Source organism: Planctomycetota bacterium, from assembly GCA_026387035.1.
In the GTDB taxonomy this organism is placed as follows: Bacteria; Planctomycetota; Phycisphaerae; order FEN-1346; family FEN-1346; genus JAPLMM01.
In genome coordinates this window covers 14,452-28,974 of record JAPLMM010000227.1, presented here as the reverse complement: position 1 = coordinate 28,974, position 14,523 = coordinate 14,452, and the positions used below count along the sequence as shown (strand labels likewise).

The window sequence follows — 14,523 nt, the reverse complement described above, 5'->3', positions numbered from 1 at the left end:
GTTGTTGCTCAATCCTCCCTCTGCGGCCTCTGCGATCTCTGCGTTGAGATAGCGTTGTAGAATTACGCCGCCCCCAGGCAGAGCGCCAGCGATTGCCCGCCGAATCCGCTGGATATCTTAATCGCATGCACAATCGACCGCCGTCTCGGCTGAAGCGCTGTGCAATCCAGCCCGATGGCCGGATCCGGATCCGTCAGGTTCGCCGTCGCAGGCACCTCGCCGCGCCGAATCGCCAGCGCCGTCACGGCCACCTCCACCGCCGTCGCCGCGCCCAACAGATGCCCGTGAGACCCTTTCGTCGAGGACACGCTCACTCGGCCGCTCGCCTTGCCCAGGGCGCACCGAATCGCCCGCGCTTCCGCCAGGTCGTTGGTCGCCGTCGCCGTCCCATGCGCGTGGACATAGTCGACTTCGCCCGGGCGGATGCCGGCCCGTCTCATCGCCTCACGCATCAGAGCGGCGAGGGTCTCGCCGCTCGCCTCCACTGCGGTCAGGCTCGCAGCATGCGCGCCGGCCGCCCATCCCGTCACCCGCGCCACGACGTCCGCACCCCGCCGCGCCGCCAACGCCTCCGACTCCAGGATGAGCACCCCCGCGCCCTCGCCGATGGCAAATCCCCGCCGCGTCAGCGAAAACGGCCGTACCGAGGATGCCGGATCCCCGCGCGCGTCCGCCAGAACGCCCATCCGCATATAAGATCCGATGACGAGCGGATGAATCGACGCCTCCGCCGCTCCCACAATCACCGCATCCACCACTCCCCGCCCAATCAGCCGCATGCCCCACACAATCGCATGCCCGCCCGACGCGCACGCCGTCACGGGCGCCGCCATTCCACCCGTCAGGCCGAACCGGGCTGCCACGGCTCGGGCCGCCGCGTCCGGCGCGCCCCGTGCCCACGCGTCTCGGCCGTCCGGGCAAGCGGCGGCCTCGCTGAGCGCGAACACCCCTCCCTTGCTGAGGGCGACGAGCACCGCCACACGCCGCGGATCGACGCCGCTCGCCCCGAGACCCGAATGCGCCCACGCCTCGTCCGCCGCTCGGACCGCAAACTGGACGGCCCGGTCGGCGTCTTCCGTCCCGCGCGGCGGGACGAAATCCGCAAGGGCGGCGGCAGTGGCTCCCTCCAGACCGGGAAAACCGGAAAGGTACGCGATGGCGCTTTCGCCTCGAAAAACGGGTTCCACCGCTTCAAGACCTGCGCCCTGCGGCAAAACGAGGCCAACCCCGGTGATGGCTGCTGGCGGCATGTCACGCATTGGGAGAGGCGCCGGCGGCTCCGTCCCCTGCCCCCGCCGGCTCGAGCCCCAGGTCCCGGATCATCTCCAGGTCTTCTTCGGCCGGCCGGCCCGCGGTGGTCAGGTAGTTGCCGATCAAGCACGCATCCGCGCCGGCCTGAAACATCAGGCTCTGCAGACCCCTCAGGTTTTTCTCCCGGCCGCCCGCCAGTTTGATCGTCCGATCCGGCAGGACAAGCCGGAACATCGCCACAATCGAAAGGATCTTCAGCGGCGCCAGCGGCGCCGCGTCCTGGAGCGGCGTGCCCGGGATCGGGTGCAGAAAGTTCAGCGGCACCACGCGGGCGCCGAGGTCGCGAATCGCCAGGGCCAGGTCCACCCGGTCCTCGTCCGATTCCCCGACCCCGAAGATGCCGCCCGAGCACAACTCGAGGCCCGCCTCCAGCGCCGCCCGCGCCGACTCCACCCGCGACCCGTACGTGTGTGTCGAGCAGACGCGCGGAAAGTGCCGCGCCGACGTCTCCAGATTATGGTTGTATCGCCGGAAGCCCGCGGCCAGCAGCCGATCCGCCTGTTCGCGGCTCAGCGATCCGAAACTCCCGCAGACCTCCAGCCGCGACTCCGCGCGAATGGCCCGCGCCGCTTTCTCGACCTGCGACAGTTCCTTCTCCGAAAGGCGGGCGCCGCTCGTTACGAGGCCGAAACTCGTCGCGCCCCACGCCGCCGCCGCCTGCGCCATCCGCACGAGGTCTTCGACGGCCAGCAGACCGCGCGGCTCCACAGGGGTTTTCCAGTGCCCGCTCTGCGAGCACCAGTGGCAATCCTCGCTGCATCGCCCGATTTTCACCGGCGCTATGCTGCACAGATGGACGCGCCGCCCACGGAAATGCTCGCGGACGTGACCGGCGGCGAAGAGCAACGGCCACGGATTGCGCTCGGCTTCCCGAAGCAGCGCCAGCGCGTCCGCCCGCCCGATCGCCTCGCCCCGTAGGACGCGGCGCGCGCAGGGCTCCGCGACCGGCGTCGCCATGATGTCCGTCGGAGGTGCCATGCGGCCGCTCACCCGCCTGCGGCAAAGTCCGCCGCCAGGTTCCGCGTATCCAACAGTTCCCAGCCGGGCCCCGCCGCCGTCGTCCCTACCTTGGGGGCATACAGGTTGGCCCGCTTGGCAACCGTGTCAACAATGAGAATGGCCTCGCGGCTCGAGGAAATGGCACCACTGGCCATCGTGTAGTCGCCCGCGTGCGACGCTGTCGACGCAAGGGCCGACGGTTCCGCCCTTCCCAGGTACAGCCCAAGGGCCAGGGCGGCCAGCGTCGCGTTCACACACACCAAGGCTACCAGAATCAGGTCTTTTGTTTTCATGTCGCACCTCATCTGTTGCGAAAGGCCGGAGGCCTTCAGGGTCCCCTGTGCTGGAAATCGCGGGCCAGATCCGCCCCGCCGTCGATCTTCAGTTTCTTGTCCGCCTGGCCGTACGCGTAGAAAATCAGGCGGCGCGTGGCCGTGTCCAGTATGGCGAAGTCCACGTTATCGTCGCGGACCTCCGCCGTCACCACCAGGTATGCCGAATACACCCCGCCCTGGCCGTACGCCATCCGCTCCTGCCGCAAGCCGCTCGACACGATGCCGCCCAACACGAGCGCCACCACGACGAGCCCCGCAATTGCCCACGTCTTCCCGTCCATGTTCTCTCTCCTTTCTTGTTGGCCACCGGGCTACAGCCAAAACGCAGCACTAAGTTCGTTTGAAACGTTTGCACGGAATCGCCAGCACGCTCAGACACATCACGACCGCCACGATGTTCGGAATCGCGTAGGAGGGTTGCGGCAGGGTCTCCTCAGGCACTTTCCAGGCGCCGAGCGCCAAGGCCAAGCCCGCGGCCAGGAACACCGCCGCCGCAAACGCGCCCGCCCGCACCGTCCAGCGCCATCCCTTTGGCGGGTCCTTCATGGCCGCCCTCCTCTCAAAAGAACGCTCGGATCGGACGCACCAATTCCCGGAATGTCCGCGTCGGAACAGAAACCGTGTCCCACGCGCGGCTCCGCGGCCGTGCCGCATCCGCGTACGCGCCCCGATAGACGCCCATCAAGGCGTAGTATTCGCCCCGAAACAGGTGCACCACTTCAAACGCCTCCGCCGCTTCCGGCCGCATCAGATGATAACAGAACGCCAGCAAACCTGCAAACCCCGACCCGAAAACTTCTTCCCACTGGGCCAGGCTCTCGAGGTCCTCCCGCGTCGTCCAGTTTTCCAACCGGCGGCGGCCCCTCGGCCCTGCTCGGGACCGCCCTGAGTCTGTCGAAGGGCGGCTGCCGGCACGCTCGTACGGAAATCGCCGGCCCTTCACGTCCACCAGGAGGTTCGCCCCGTTCGCGCTGTACACCACAAAGTCGAAACTCTTCAGCCGAACCCCCGCGAACAGCGCCTTCTTCGCCTCGTCCACCGCCACGTAAGGAACGCCGGCCGTCCGAAGGTAATCCTCGAAGCAGGCCTCGTAAATGACCTTCCGGTTGGCCATGGGCCGGCCTATTGGGGCTCGCCGCCAAGAGCGTGATAGTCTTTCGCCACGCTCGTGGGCCCGCCGCCATCCGCTGGGCGCAGGTCTCTCACTCGAACCAAGGGCCAGTCAAGGTCCTTGTCGTCAACGGTCACGATGAACCGCGCGCCGGACTCTATCGCCCTTTTCTCCTGCCGGAGAATGGTGCCCCCCAGGCAATCCGGCAGGACAGCCCTGCCCTTCTGGCGAAGGTGGCTCACGACGGTAAACACTCTTTCCCAGTTTCGGTTCCACGTCGCGATATAGTACTGCGCCTCATTCCCCAACTCGGGTCCCAGTCCGCGATCGTGTAGCAGGAGTCCGAGGATCACGTCCCCACACCCGAACCCGCACGCCGGCATCGTCTTCGCGCCCACATCGGCCAGGAGCCGGTCGTATCGGCCCCCGCCGAAGATCGCCCGCAGTTCGCCCTTGCGGTCGTGGACCTCCCACACCGGCCCGGTGTAATAAGCCAGGCCGCGCACGGTCCCGATGTCGAACCGGCACCAGTCGCGGATGCCGTAGGCGGCAAGCAGCGCAAAAAGGCGCTCGAGCGACTCCAGGGCCTGACCCACTTCGGGCGTCGCGCGCTCCCGCGCGTTGATGTCCTCCAGACTCCGCCACCCCAGGACGCGCTCCAGCGCCTCTCGCTGGCGCGACTCCAGGCCCGCCTCCTCCAGCATCCCCTGGATCGCCGCCGCCGGCACCTTGTCGCGCTTGTCGAGGATCTGGAAGACCTGAGGCACCTTCGCCTCGGCGATCCCCAGATGCTGCACCAGCGCCGCGAGGAGCCGCCGGTCGCTTATCCGGAACTCCACGTCCTGGGGCCCGAGGCCCATCTCCCGCAGCGCGTCGGCGGCCACGGCAATGCACTCGGCGTCCGCAACCTCCCCCTCGACGCCCACCAGGTCCACGTTCCACTGGAAGAACTCGCGCAGGCGGCCCTTCTGAGCCCGCTCGTAGCGGAAGCACCGCGAAATGTTGAACCAGCGGATGGGGATCCGCAGCGACGCCTGCCGCGCCGCAATCATCCGCGCCAGCGTCGGCGTAAACTCCGGCCTGAGCGCCAGCCGACGCCCGCCCTTGTCCTCCAGACAGTACAACTGCTCCGCAATCTCCGGACCGCTCTTCTCCGTGTACAGGTCCAGCGGTTCCAGGACCGGGCCGTCCACCTCGACGAACCCCGCCCGCCGGCTCGCTGCTCGCCACCGCGCGAACAGCCACTCCCGGAGCGCCATCTCCTCCGGGTAGAAATCCCGAGTTCCCCTGACCGCCTGGATCTTCACGCCTTGCCCCTGTCTTTCGCGCCACCCGCGCTACGGGGTGTCGATCTTCTCAACCATCCGCTCCAGCGACCCGTCCCCATGCTCGACGACGACTTCCACCTGGGTCGTCCCGGCCCGGCTCACTTCATTGTAGAGCGGCGAATAACTCACGCCGCACTCGCCCTTCTCGTTCGGACCCAGCAGCAGGAACCCGCGCCCCTCTGGCGACGCGCCCGGCCGCTGCTCCGCAATCGCCACACGCTCCCCCACGCCTTTGACGAGCGTCATCGTCACTCGACGCGGACGACCGCCACGGGCCTTGAACGTCGTCGAAATCGCCCGCCGGTAGCACGTGATCCGCATCACCTGTTCCGGCGCCGTCTGCACGTCGCTCCGATCACCCCTCGGCGGATAGAAATACCACTTCTTCTCGGTCCGGTCGTAAACCCAGTCCCTCTCGTCACGGATCAGAAACGGGACGGCATAGATTTCGTAGCCCTGCGGCTCGTGCCCCGCCTGAAAAACCAGCGTCCAGCGGTATTGCCCCCTCCCCTCCTCCATGTCCACGACCGAGGCCTCGTCGCCCTTGCCGAACACGATATAGTTCGCCCCTCCGGGCGTCACCTGGAGTTCAAACTGGACCGGCTCGCCGTCGTAGGCCCATTGGTGACGTGCGGCCGAGAACCGCTCGTTCGCCAGGGCCGTGTCCGCCCACAGCACCGCGTGCGCCGGAGCACATCCCGACGTGAAGACGCCCGCGGCCGGCAGGCCGACCGCGAGCCAGCAGATAGCCGCATGCGCCGTTCGGTGAGACAACCGCGGACTCCCGTTTCTGTCGCGCAAAGCCGCTCCACGCTCCGACCTGCACTTGGGCGGATGGTAGACCTGCCCCGCAACCCTGTCAAGGTTCTTGGACCATCCGGACCGACCGCGGACCCCGGGCCATTGCACTCAGGCGTTCGTCACCGCTCTCAGGGGCACCCGACGCCTTTCACTCTTCCTCGGAGGAAAACTCGTCCTCCGACATCTCCGCCTCGGGCGGCAGCGCCTGGCCGCGATACTTCCAGCGACGGTACAGGCCCCCGAGCGGACCGCTCAGCGCGTACCCCCCGAACCCCACCAGCAAGACCACGTGCCACAGAAGCGCCGCCAGCGCCAGACCGAGAATCACCGCCCCCGCCAGACCGAGAACCGCCAACACCAGATGGCTGATCGGCCGTCGCCTTCGGATCAGGTGGTTCAGCGCGTGCTCGTACCGGACGTTTGACACCATCAGAACGGCCAGGGCGACCGCGAGGACCGGAAGGAACCACAAGAGCACCACCGTCACCTGGGGATACGTGCCATGCTGCCAGCACGTGGCCAGAAAGATCACCACCGAGACAATCGCACCCGCCGCCGCCGGCGACGGAAGACCCTTGAAACTCATGTGCGCCTCTTCGTCGTGCACGTTCTCCACGTTGAACCGTGCCAGCCGGATCAGCGTACACCCCAGGTACACCGCCGCGCACACCCACATCACCCACAGCCACCCGGCGTAACTTTCCGGGACCGTGCCCTTGAGCGTCTCGACGACCACCCGGCTCATCAGGAACGCCGGGGCGACGCCGAAACTGACCGCGTCGGCCACACTGTCCAACTGGCCGCCGAACTCGCTCGTCGCACGGGCAATTCGGGCCAGGCGACCGTCCAGCGCGTCCAGCACCATCGCCAGCAGGATGAACGCCCCGGCCAGCCGGACGTTCGCCGGTCCCATCGCGTGTTCTGCATCCGCGCTGCCCAGCGCCTTCATCGTCAGCGTGATCGCCGCAAACCCGCACAGCGCGTTCCCCAGCGTGCAGAGCGACGGCAAAATGGCGATCGGTCGCGCTTTCATCGAAACACCCCGAGAACGGTTTCCCCGCCTCGCACCCGCTGGCCCACCCGGACCGACCACTCCAATCCGCTGTCCGCCGGCACATACACCTCCGCCCGCGAACCGAACTTCACCATCCCGAACCGCTGGCCACGCTCCACGCGGTCGCCGACGGCCACGTCGCACACGATCCGCCGCGCAAGCACCCCCGCAATCTGCCGGACCAGAACCCGCGTCCGCCCCCCGGCTGCGTTGCGAAGCACGAGGCTCGTCCGCTCGTTCTCGCTCGACGCCGATTCCTTATACGCGCCTAGGAACCGCCCCGGACGGTGCGCCACCGCCTCCACTTCCCCGTCGCACGGCGCCCGGTTCACGTGAACGTTCAGCGGCGACATGAAAATGCCGATCCGCCAGGCACGCTGCCCCAGAAACTCCGGTTCATCCACCTCTCCGATCTCCACCACCTTCCCGTCCGCCGGCGCGAGAAGAACGCCCGGCGTCGAGGGCACTCGCCGCTCGGGATCGCGGAAGAAAAAGAGCACAAACCCCAACCCAACCGCAAACGCCGGGGTCAGATACCACAAGTAAATCGCCGACAGCACCACCCCCGCCGCCGCCAGCCCGCCAAAGAGCACCATCTCGCGAATGCCGTACCGCGCCAGGGGTATCCGCATCGGCGCCTTCTCGCCCCCCCCCTCGAACCAGTAACCGCACGGGACCCGCGCGAGGACCAGGTCCAGCGAGTCGATCGGGAAGTCCCGGCACGTGCGCGTCCGCTTCTCATAGTGCGTGCACCGCTCCAGCGTCTTCTCGGGGTCCAGGAACGGGCAATAAAACGTCAGGTCGCAGCACGCGCCGCATGACCGGCACTCCCCCCGCCGCGCCTCACGCACCCGCTTCACGTACCCCGGCCTGAGCCGGCTCAGAACCTGACGCCGCCCCTGCCCCGCCAGGCGGGAAAACCACCGCCCCAGCCGTTTCCACGCCCCGGCGGGCTGCTCGGCAAATCGCCGGTTGGCTGGCGCAATCGCCTCCGTGTTGTCCGTCCGATCCGTCATCGTTCCAATCCGGTCGTCCCATCCGCGGCGTCCGCCGCGCAGGCCGACCGGACGTCTCACTCCAGGTTCGCGTGGCGAGAATCCAGGTCCTGCGGCCGCTTCCCCAGACGCCGACCGATTTCCGCGCTGACGGCATCGAGCAGCACCAGCAGCGCCTGCTCAAACAGCGATCCCGCGTACTGCGACGATTGGTCGCTCCACCGGTCCGACCGCTTCGACGGCGCCGGAATCACGATCGTCTCGTCCGCCAGTTGGGCCATCGGCGAATCCGCTATCGCCGTGATGGCGAACACCCGCGCCCCCGCATCCTGGGCGACCCGCGACACCAGCACCGTCACGTGCGTCTCGCCGCTCGCCGAGCACGCCAGCAGAAGATCCCCCCGCCGGATGCCCGGCGTCGTCGTTTCGCCGACCGCGTAAGTCACCAGGCCCAGGTGCATCAGACGCATCGCAAATGCCCGGGCCATCAGGCCCGACCGCCCGCCCCCCGCCACGTAAATCCGGTCGGCCTTTAACACTTCCTCCGCCAACCGTTCCAGACCCTCCACAGGGACCTGGCCGAGCATTCGGCTCATTTCGCCGAGAATCTGCGTGATGGAGTTCCGTATCGGCATCGCGGTTTCCGCTTCAAAGATCGCGGGCCAGTATACCGCTCTCGCTGCTCAAAAGGAAGCCCTTGCCGGCCGGCGGCTTGGGCGGCTTGATCCCGGCCCCAACCCCAACGGGGCAGGCGGGGCAGGCGCGCCGGGACTGAAGGGCGGTTTGGAGGAATTGGACGAGTTCTTCTTCAGGCGAGCCACCTGGGCCGACAGTTCCTCGGGCCCGGGCCGTCGGTTGGGCGACCCGTTGCTCCAACTCGGCGATGCGCGCCTGCTGCCTCGGCCTGCTGCCGGATGACTTGCCCAGGGTCCGGTTCCATAGTCGAACTCGCGGAAGCGTGCGGGTGGCTTTGGAATACTTACCCGTCCGCGAGGGCGGCCGTGGCCGACCCGTCGGACTGTCGGCAGGCACACGTCCACCTTTCTTTTCTGGGTTTTTTCCTTGCTATTGTGCGGGGGGGGCGTATATATTACCGATCAGGCTCATCGTGAGCCTGGCCGGCCACAAGGCCGTGAACGGTTACCAGAAGGAGGGCAGGCGATCATGCAACACCATTCAAAGACAACTCGGCGTTCGTTCCTCAAGGGACTCGGGGCGGCCGGCGTCGGCGCCATGGCGCTGCCGACCATCCTGCCGTCGGGCGCGCTGGGGGCCGGGGCGCCCAGCAGAAAACTGAACATCGCGATGCTGGCCTGCGGCGGCCGGAGCGGGCAGATCCTGCCCTCGTTCATCAACGAGAACATCGTGGCGGTCTGCGATGTCGACGCCCGGCAGATCGATCGGATAAAAAAGATGGCCACCGAGAGGCACGGCGAGGCCGGCGCGGCGATGGCCAAGGCCAAGGTCTACGAGGATTACCGCAAACTCCTGGAGACCGAGAAGTCGGTGGAGGCGGTGGTGATTGCGGTGGGCCAACGCTGGCACGTGCCGATGAGCAAGGCGGCGATGCTGGCGGGCAAACACGTGTTCTGCGAGAAGCCGATGGCCCACAGCGTGGCCGAGACCCGCGAGATCCGCGAACTGGGCCGGCAGACCAAACTGATGACGCTGCTGGGGACACAGGGCGGCTCGAGCGACACCTTCCGCCGCAGCATGGAAGTCATGCAGGCGGGCCTCCTTGGCCAGATCCGCGAGGTGCATTGCTGGATTACCCGCAGTTTTCCGCCCAGCGCGCCGATCGATACCAACGCCGACCCGATTCCCGAAGGCCTCAACTGGGACTTCTGGTGCGGACCCTCGGCGCTCCTGCCGTTCAAGAAGTACTACCTGGGCGGGTGCCTGGCGTGGGGCCGGTGGTTGGAGTTCGCCGACGGTCACCTGGGCGACATGGGCGCGCACGGGCTGAACCTGCCGTACCTGGCGTTGAAACTGGGGGCGGCCCAGAAGGCCTCGGTCGAGATTCCCACCGGCGAACCGCTCAAGGACAGTTACCCGTCGGCCACGACGTTCCGCTGGGACTTTGCCGCACGCGAGAAGATGGATGCCGTCAGCGTCTACTGGCACGACGGCCCTCAAGGCGGCCCGCCCGAGGAACTGTCGAAGGAGTTGCTGGCCACCTACAAGAAGGTGCCGGGCAACGGCTGCCTGTTCGCCGGCGAGAAGGGCCTGCTCCTGTCCAGCGCGTGGGGCGAAGGCGGCGTCATGAAACTCAAGGGAGAGGAAAAGTGCCGCGGCGTTAACGATCACGAGGCCGCCAAGCCCGTCCCCGTCACCCTGCCGCGCACCAGGGGCCACATGCAGGAATGGCTGGACGCCTGCAAGGGCGGCCCGCCGACGTTCCAGCCGTTCGCGGTGGCCGCGTGCGTGGCCGAGATCGCGATGGTCGGCATGGTGGCCCTCCGCGTGGGTAAGCCCATCGAATGGGACAGCGTCGCCCTGAAGGCCAAGGGCCTGCCCGAGGCCGACCGGTTCATCAACCTCCCGCAGCGGAAGAAGTGGCTGTAAGCGCGTCCGGAAGACCGACGGCCGTGCGCGGGCAGGCGTTATTAGCCCCCGCCGTGAGGGGGACGAAGTTGCCATCGCTGCTCGATGACCCAGACAGGCCGTGGAAAAAGGGCGCCTTCACGCAGGTGATTCACGGGCAAAAGGGCGGCCGGGCAACCAGGATCAGCAGCAAGAGCGCGATGGGCCGAAGTGCCCGGAACGAGCGGTATCGCTACACCGAATGGAATGAAGGCAGGGACGGCGTGGAATTGTATGATCACCAGGCCGACCCGCACGAGTGGCACAACCTGGCCGACGATCCCAAATCCGCCGGCGTCCTCGAGGAAATGAAAGCCTTGTTGCCCGGCGGCTGGCAGTCCGCCCGCCCCAAGTAGCAACCCGTGCCGGGCCGGCGCGGCGGCTAATGTGGGGCCACGGAGATAACGTGCAGGACGCTTGTGCGGGGACCGTATGGCACGGAAATCGCCGGATCAGGACACCCGGCCATCGTCTGTTCATCGTTGAGTTTCCAGTTTGAGTGCAGCGTTACTGTTTGGGAACCACAAGATCGTAAAGGTTATCTTTACGGTTTCACCCGCTCCAGCACCAGCACCCAATCCTGAGGCGAAGGAACGTTCTTCTTAAAATCAACGGGGTCCGCCGGCGTGTCGCCCGCTTTCACCCGGGCTTTGATTGTGCCCTGATCGAATTTCCGGCCTGTCGCCGGATCAAAGTAGTAGACGTGCCAATCGACGTCAGGCTCAAGATTCTTGACCGTCGGGCCGGTCCAGTTGTACACGTTGCGTCGCGGCAGGTAGATGAAGCGCACTTCGCCCGGTATGCCGGCGGCAAAACAGCCCGCTTCCACCCACTCCGGGTGCGGCTCGAATTTCCACCAGGGATACTGTTCGAGCAACTTCTTGCCCAGCCCGAGTTGCGCGGAGCCGGGAAAGTTCATGCCTTCTTTCCAGGTCGTGAAGTCGTAAACCCTCGCGATGCCCGGATCGCCTTCGACGCTGGCGTGCCAGACGCCCGCCGCACCATAGGTAAGACCCGCCGAACCGCTGAGCATGGTCCCCCAGAACACGTAACGCTGAACGTCCTGGAATGCCGTCTGCATGTGGCCTTCGTAGCAGTACTCGCCGATCATGGCGGGCATGACCGGTTCGCGGGCGTAGGCGGCCTGGAGTTTCGGTATCGCGCCGCGCGCCGCGTCCCAATCGCCGTGCCCCGTCTGGAGCATGTCGAAATCGATGACCGTTTCGTCGGTCACGGACAGCCGGCCCGAATGGAACGGATGGACCGTCGCCGGATGGCAATAGGGGTCGATTTTCTGAACGTACCGTGCCACCTCGGTCCACTGCGGCCCGCCCGATTCGCCGCCAATGATCCATACCGTCGGATAGGCGCCATAATGCGCGATCAGATTCCGCCAATGCCGCTTGATGCCGTCCACGCCTGCCATTCTCATGCCGTCACAGTCGCCTCGCCCCCATCCACCGACGATTGCCGGGACGATCCCGGCATCGACCAGATGTTTGATACGACGGTCCGCGTAATCGAAGTACTTGGGATTAACAACGCTGAAATCCCTGGTCTCGTACGGCTTTCCGCCTTCGTTCTCCCATCGTGGCTCAAACATGCCTTCATCGGGATACGGCCCGCAGACGATCTGCACCACGGAAAAGCCCTTGGCTTTGCGGTCGGCCGTCAGTTCCTGGAAGCCTTCCCACGTCATTCGTTTGCACAAGTTCTTCCACCACGTATCGCCCAGCCAGAAGAACGGCGTGCCGTCGGCATGTTCCAAGTGCCGCTTGTCCGCGCTGACGCGGAGAAAGCCATGCTTCAGCAGGGGGTTGTTGCCCGCGTAGGCCGCGACGCGAAGGGCCTTCTCGTGCCCGTTCAGGTCGGGGTTCGACGGGTCCGTGCACTGAACGCGGAACGCATACTCCCCCTGCACGGGTGGCGCGAAGCGAACGGTCCATTTGCTGCCACCCACCCAGAACGCAGGCACGGTCCACTGCTTCACCCCGCTGCGAAAGACGACCTCCACCTCGACGTCATTAAAGGGGTTCGCGTAGGTCTTCTTGGATTCGTAGGACGCTTCAAACACCTCCCATTGCCCCACCTCGGCTGCGCGCGCCGCCCCCTGGGCTAACGCACACAACGCCAATGCCAGATGCACCATGTTTCTCATCGGTTGCCTCTCCTAAAAAGCGTGTCCTTCTCTTACGATGTCACTCGTTCCAGCACCAACACCCAGTCCTGGGGCGATGGCACGTTCCTCTTGAAATCCACCGGCTCTGCCGTCTTGTTCCCAGTCTTCCCTTGGATCGTGCCCTGATCGAATCGCCGGCCGGTCGCGGGATCGAAGTAATAGGCATGCCAGTTGACGTCGGGCTCCAGGTTCTTGACCGTCGGGCCGCTCCAATCGTAAACGTTGCGCCGGGGCAGGTAGATGAAACGCACCTCGCCCGGAATACCTGCCGCAAAGTAGCCGTCTTCCACCCACTCAGGATGCGGTTCGAATCGCCACCAGGGATATTGTTCGAGCAGCCGCTTGCCCAGCCCGAGCTGCGTCGAGCCGGGGTAGTTCATCCCCTCCCGCCAGGTCGTCCGGTCGTAGACGGGCGTGATGCCCGGATCGCCTTCGACGCTCGCGTGCCAGACGCCCGCCGCGCCGTACGTATGGCCCGCCGCGCCACTGAGCATGTACATCCAGAACACGTGGCGCTGAACATCCTGGAAATGGAACTGCATGTGGCCTTCGTAACCGGTTTCGCCGCAGAGAACCGGCATGGGCGGCGCCTTGCCATACGCTTCGGTGAAGACCGAGAGGGTCTGCCGGGTTGTCGGAGCGGCATGGCTACCCCCAACCATGTCGTAATCAATCAGTAGTTCATCCCCCGGAGCGCCGCGGCGACCCGCCGAGGTATGGCAGGTGAGCGGGCGCTTGTAGGGATCCACGCTGCGCAGATATTCTGCCACTTCGGCCCACGGTCCCTGGCCCCACTTGGTACCGGTGCCGATTTCACCCGCCAGAATCCAGACCACGGGAAAGGCGCCATACCGCGCAACCAGATTCCGCCAATGCCGCATGAGGCCGGTGGCTCCGACCGCCTGCATACTGTTACAGTCGCTTCGCCCCCAAGCACCGACGATGGCCGGGACGATGCCTGCCTCCACCAGGTGCTCGATGCGGCGGTCCGCATACTCGAAATACGCGGGATTGACCACCGTGAAATCCCTGGTCTCGTACGGCTTTCCGCCTTCGTTTTCCCATCGCGGCTCAAACATCCCTTCATCGGGATAGGGTCCGCAGACGATCTGCACGACACTGAATCCCTTGGCCTTGCGGTCGGCCGCGAGTTCCTGGAACCCTTCCCACGTGAGCCGTTTGCACAGCCCCTTCCACCACGTATCGCCCAGCCAGAAGAACGGCGTGCCGTCGGCATGTTCAAAGTGCCGTTGGCCCTTGGCCACGTGAATCGGGCCATGGCGGTACAAGGGATTGTCGCCTGCGTAGGCGACCACGTCGACCTTCCCTTCGACGCCATGGAGTTTCGGGTTCGCCGCATCAGAGCATTCGGTCCGCCACACGGCCTGGCCCGGCTGGCTCGATGCGTAACGGAAACACCACCGATTGCCGCCGGCCCAGAACGCCGGCACCCGCAATGGGTTGCCATCCGGCTGAGTAACGATAGCGTCGAGTCGGATCTCCGTGAACGGGTTCGCATATGTTTTCTCGGAGACCAAGGCGATTTCGGCAACGCGATTCGTCTCGACGCGCTGTCCCGCGTTAGCGCGGGCCGCAAGGGCCAGCGAAACAACCACCCATGCCCCCAGCCATCGTCTGCTCATCGTTGCGTCTCCCGTTCGAGTGCAGCGTTACTGCTTGGGAACCACAAAATCGTGAACCGCCCTCTGCTTGGGAAGGTTGGCTTCCATGTATGTCGTCAGCGAGAGTGGCACAATGAAGCCCTCGGCGCAAGTGAGGGTTTTTCGCCGGTCGGGCTCCTTCAGTCCGGGCATTCCGTGGTTCCGA

General features: G+C 66.0%; 16 protein-coding genes. 2 read left to right on the top strand and 14 right to left on the bottom strand.

Features of this window, described 5'->3' with window-relative positions:
* Positions 1 to 62 precede the first annotated feature (62 nt).
* The 11 genes from NTX40_08315 to NTX40_08265 all read right to left on the bottom strand — a co-directional run bounded on the left by NTX40_08315 (position 63) and on the right by NTX40_08265 (position 8,569).
* Complete coding sequence (locus NTX40_08315; GenBank protein MCX5649082.1) at positions 63 to 1,187, bottom strand: beta-ketoacyl-[acyl-carrier-protein] synthase family protein; 1,125 nt, start codon at positions 1,185 to 1,187, stop codon at positions 63 to 65.
* Positions 1,188 to 1,251: 64 nt separating this feature from the next.
* Positions 1,252 to 2,289, bottom strand: a complete 1,038-nt coding sequence (gene bioB / locus NTX40_08310) for a biotin synthase BioB (protein ID MCX5649081.1) — start codon at positions 2,287 to 2,289, stop codon at positions 1,252 to 1,254.
* Between the two features lie 8 nt (positions 2,290 to 2,297).
* Positions 2,298 to 2,603 (bottom strand): hypothetical protein, encoded by a 306-nt coding sequence (locus tag NTX40_08305; protein MCX5649080.1) that lies wholly within the window; start codon positions 2,601 to 2,603, stop codon positions 2,298 to 2,300.
* A 35-nt stretch (positions 2,604 to 2,638) separates the two neighbouring features.
* Positions 2,639 to 2,926, bottom strand: a complete 288-nt coding sequence (locus NTX40_08300) for a hypothetical protein (GenBank protein MCX5649079.1) — start codon at positions 2,924 to 2,926, stop codon at positions 2,639 to 2,641.
* Positions 2,927 to 2,975: 49 nt separating this feature from the next.
* The gene (locus tag NTX40_08295; GenBank protein MCX5649078.1) at positions 2,976 to 3,191 is read right to left on the bottom strand and encodes a hypothetical protein; all 216 of its coding nucleotides are present in this window, start codon (positions 3,189 to 3,191) and stop codon (positions 2,976 to 2,978) included.
* Between the two features lie 13 nt (positions 3,192 to 3,204).
* Entirely contained in the window at positions 3,205 to 3,759 is a 555-nt protein-coding gene (locus NTX40_08290; protein MCX5649077.1) for an HYExAFE family protein, read from the bottom strand.
* Between the two features lie 8 nt (positions 3,760 to 3,767).
* Positions 3,768 to 5,063 carry a histidine--tRNA ligase gene (hisS, locus tag NTX40_08285; GenBank protein MCX5649076.1) on the bottom strand — a complete coding sequence of 432 codons (1,296 nt, stop codon included), beginning with the start codon at positions 5,061 to 5,063 and terminating at the stop codon, positions 3,768 to 3,770.
* 30 nt (positions 5,064 to 5,093) lie between these two features.
* Positions 5,094 to 5,858 (bottom strand): hypothetical protein, encoded by a 765-nt coding sequence (locus NTX40_08280; GenBank protein MCX5649075.1) that lies wholly within the window; start codon positions 5,856 to 5,858, stop codon positions 5,094 to 5,096.
* Positions 5,859 to 6,033: 175 nt separating this feature from the next.
* A complete protein-coding gene (locus NTX40_08275) occupies positions 6,034 to 6,918 on the bottom strand; it encodes a CDP-alcohol phosphatidyltransferase family protein (protein ID MCX5649074.1) in 885 nt (294 codons plus the stop codon).
* Entirely contained in the window at positions 6,915 to 8,015 is a 1,101-nt protein-coding gene (locus tag NTX40_08270) for a phosphatidylserine decarboxylase family protein (GenBank protein MCX5649073.1), read from the bottom strand. Before NTX40_08270 ends, NTX40_08275 begins: the two co-directional genes overlap by 4 nt.
* Positions 8,012 to 8,569 (bottom strand): SIS domain-containing protein, encoded by a 558-nt coding sequence (locus tag NTX40_08265; GenBank protein ID MCX5649072.1) that lies wholly within the window; start codon positions 8,567 to 8,569, stop codon positions 8,012 to 8,014. Before NTX40_08265 ends, NTX40_08270 begins: the two co-directional genes overlap by 4 nt.
* Positions 8,570 to 9,098: 529 nt before the next feature.
* Here NTX40_08265 and NTX40_08260 point away from each other — a divergent pair.
* Positions 9,099 to 10,499 (top strand): Gfo/Idh/MocA family oxidoreductase, encoded by a 1,401-nt coding sequence (locus tag NTX40_08260; protein MCX5649071.1) that lies wholly within the window; start codon positions 9,099 to 9,101, stop codon positions 10,497 to 10,499.
* Positions 10,500 to 10,567: 68 nt separating this feature from the next.
* Positions 10,568 to 10,873 carry a DUF4976 domain-containing protein gene (locus NTX40_08255; protein MCX5649070.1) on the top strand — a complete coding sequence of 102 codons (306 nt, stop codon included), beginning with the start codon at positions 10,568 to 10,570 and terminating at the stop codon, positions 10,871 to 10,873.
* Positions 10,874 to 11,061: 188 nt separating this feature from the next.
* Here NTX40_08255 and NTX40_08250 read toward each other — a convergent pair whose 3' ends face one another.
* The 3 genes from NTX40_08250 to NTX40_08240 are packed head-to-tail and all read right to left on the bottom strand — an operon-like array spanning position 11,062 to position 14,510.
* Positions 11,062 to 12,675 (bottom strand): DUF4038 domain-containing protein, encoded by a 1,614-nt coding sequence (locus NTX40_08250; protein MCX5649069.1) that lies wholly within the window; start codon positions 12,673 to 12,675, stop codon positions 11,062 to 11,064.
* A 32-nt stretch (positions 12,676 to 12,707) separates the two neighbouring features.
* Positions 12,708 to 14,312 (bottom strand): DUF4038 domain-containing protein, encoded by a 1,605-nt coding sequence (locus NTX40_08245; GenBank protein ID MCX5649068.1) that lies wholly within the window; start codon positions 14,310 to 14,312, stop codon positions 12,708 to 12,710.
* Between the two features lie 54 nt (positions 14,313 to 14,366).
* Entirely contained in the window at positions 14,367 to 14,510 is a 144-nt protein-coding gene (locus NTX40_08240; protein ID MCX5649067.1) for a hypothetical protein, read from the bottom strand.
* Between the last annotated feature and the right edge of the window lie 13 nt (positions 14,511 to 14,523).

Bases quoted from the DNA above. Each gene is read 5' to 3' on its own strand.
- bioB (MCX5649081.1), bottom strand. From the start codon at position 2,289: ATGGCACCTCCGACGGACATCATGGCGACGCCGGTCGCGGAGCCCTGC.
- NTX40_08305 (MCX5649080.1), bottom strand. From the start codon at position 2,603: ATGAAAACAAAAGACCTGATTCTGGTAGCCTTGGTGTGTGTGAACGCG.
- NTX40_08300 (MCX5649079.1), bottom strand. From the start codon at position 2,926: ATGGACGGGAAGACGTGGGCAATTGCGGGGCTCGTCGTGGTGGCGCTC.
- NTX40_08295 (MCX5649078.1), bottom strand. From the start codon at position 3,191: ATGAAGGACCCGCCAAAGGGATGGCGCTGGACGGTGCGGGCGGGCGCG.
- NTX40_08290 (MCX5649077.1), bottom strand. From the start codon at position 3,759: ATGGCCAACCGGAAGGTCATTTACGAGGCCTGCTTCGAGGATTACCTT.
- NTX40_08275 (MCX5649074.1), bottom strand. From the start codon at position 6,918: ATGAAAGCGCGACCGATCGCCATTTTGCCGTCGCTCTGCACGCTGGGG.
- NTX40_08265 (MCX5649072.1), bottom strand. From the start codon at position 8,569: ATGCCGATACGGAACTCCATCACGCAGATTCTCGGCGAAATGAGCCGA.
- NTX40_08260 (MCX5649071.1), top strand. From the start codon at position 9,099: ATGCAACACCATTCAAAGACAACTCGGCGTTCGTTCCTCAAGGGACTC.
- NTX40_08250 (MCX5649069.1), bottom strand. From the start codon at position 12,675: ATGAGAAACATGGTGCATCTGGCATTGGCGTTGTGTGCGTTAGCCCAG.
- NTX40_08240 (MCX5649067.1), bottom strand. From the start codon at position 14,510: ATGCCCGGACTGAAGGAGCCCGACCGGCGAAAAACCCTCACTTGCGCC.